A 1,875-nucleotide genomic window follows, 5' to 3' on the forward strand; every position below is an offset into this window, starting at 1 on the left:
TATAAAAACAGAAAAAACGAATATAAGTCATGGCAATCATTCCACTGAATTTCATTTCTCGAACAATTTTGAACCGGAGTTATTTCAAATTTTAAATGAACATGGGAATATCGTCTTAAAGTATCAAGATATTTTAAGTTACCGAATAATAACCTGCACTAAACAGTAATACAATAGAGCCTCTCTCCTTAATAGGTGAAGGGCTTTTTTATTTTTTATACTTTTTTCTGATGAATATAAATAAGGTTTGGCCGCAAAAATATTAAATGAAAGGATTGGTGAAACAATGGATAAAACGTTGGGTTACTTACGAGAAATCTTGTCAAATTATACAGATGATCATTCTGAGGGCAGTCATATATACCGTAAATTATCGGAAGGCCAATATACCTCTGAAGGGTCCTTTGTTCGAGATTTAACCCAAAAAGAAATCAATTTTCTAAATAAAATACTCCCGAAAGAAATTAATTATGCTAAAGAGGAGCAGGATGAGAAAAGAGCGAATGAATTGAACGAGGTTTTCGAGCTTTTATTCTAAAACAAACAAAGAAAGCGCTTTCTAAACTGAAAGATGGCAGGATATTCTGCCATCTTTTCTGGAAATAATTCATATTTTGTAATTTTATTTCCTAGGTAAGCGCAAGGTACGACAAAACGTCATCTGAATACTCCGATAATTCTGCATTAACCGACATGATTCAAAAGGATACTACATTCATTCATCACAAACAAGTCCTCATAACGACAAAATATTTACTTTATTCTTTATTTTCATCACATTATTCTAAAGAAGTTATTCGTTTTTAGCATCTAATGGATATCTTTTTTCTTAAATCTTCCACCACGGACCTCCGCAATGTCTGCTACTGCTAAAAAGGCACTGTCATCGTTTTCAGTCACAATTTCCTTTAATTTTGCTTCCTCAAGACGATTGATCACGCAAAAGATAACCTTTTTATCATCACCTGAATATGCACCCTCACCATTGATATAAGTGACACCACGCCCGAGACGATTCATAATTGCGTCACCGATTTGCTTTGCATTATCGCTAATGATCCATACCGATTTGGATTCATCAAGCCCTGTAATGGTAATATCAATCGTTTTGTAAGCTACAAAATAGGCAATAAGGGAATACATCGCACGGTCCCAAGTGAATACAAAACCTGCACACGCTAAAATAAAGAGGTTAAAAAACATAATGATTTCCCCAACAGAAAAAGGAAGCTTTTTATTAAAAAGAATAGCTAAAATCTCAGTACCATCCAATGAGCCACCATACCGAATGACTAAACCGACTCCGATACCAAGAACAATTCCCCCGAATACCGTTGCAAGGAGAATATCTTGTGTAAAGGCTGGCACAGGATGCAGTAAAGTGGTTCCAATCGAAAGTATGATGATTCCATAAAGAGTGGATAACGCGAAGGTTTTCCCTATTTGTTTATAACCAATAAAGAAAAAAGGTATATTAAGAATAAAGAGGAACATCCCTAATTTCCAACCTGTTACATACGAAAGCATAATAGAAATTCCAGTGATACCACCATCAATAACATTATTAGGAACAAGAAATATTTCTAGTCCTACAGCCATTAAGGCGGCACCTAGTGTTATTAATAGAATTCTTTGAAGGATCTTTCTCTTCGTTAATCTTCGATGCTGAATTTTCAGCATAATTGCTTCCTGCTGTTCGATTAAATTCAATTCTTGTGTTCCTGACATTATCTGGCCCCTTTCAAAAATAATTTCCTAATTATATTATATCGGATTCATCCTGCTAATTATAATCAAATGCTTTTTTTCTTATAAAATGCCTCTGTTAAACTTGCCTGTTGATATCCGCTCCAGGCACTTCGCTTTCCGCGGGCG

General features: G+C 34.9%; 2 protein-coding genes. One reads left to right on the plus strand and one right to left on the minus strand.

Going from position 1 to position 1,875, the window contains the following annotated elements; translation table 11 throughout:
- Positions 1-286 precede the first annotated feature (286 nt).
- Positions 287-538 carry a sigma-G-dependent sporulation-specific acid-soluble spore protein CsgA gene (locus V7659_RS12340; RefSeq protein WP_335540281.1) on the plus strand — a complete coding sequence of 84 codons (252 nt, stop codon included), beginning with the start codon at positions 287-289 and terminating at the stop codon, positions 536-538.
- A gap of 272 nt (positions 539-810) precedes the next feature.
- Here the strand turns inward: V7659_RS12340 and V7659_RS12345 are convergent, their stop codons facing one another.
- Positions 811-1,680: a YitT family protein gene (locus V7659_RS12345; RefSeq protein ID WP_420491471.1), complete on the minus strand. Its 870-nt coding sequence runs from the start codon at positions 1,678-1,680 to the stop codon at positions 811-813.
- Positions 1,681-1,875 lie beyond the last annotated feature (195 nt).

The sequence above is a fragment of the Neobacillus drentensis genome (assembly GCF_036966985.1).
In the GTDB taxonomy this organism is placed as follows: Bacteria; Bacillota; Bacilli; order Bacillales; family Cytobacillaceae; genus Neobacillus; species Neobacillus drentensis_E.

Excerpts from the sequence above, each read along its gene's own strand:
- V7659_RS12345 (WP_420491471.1), bottom strand. The coding sequence starts at position 1,680 with ATGCTGAAAATTCAGCATCGAAGATTAACGAAGAGAAAGATCCTTCAA.
- V7659_RS12340 (WP_335540281.1), top strand. The coding sequence starts at position 287 with ATGGATAAAACGTTGGGTTACTTACGAGAAATCTTGTCAAATTATACA.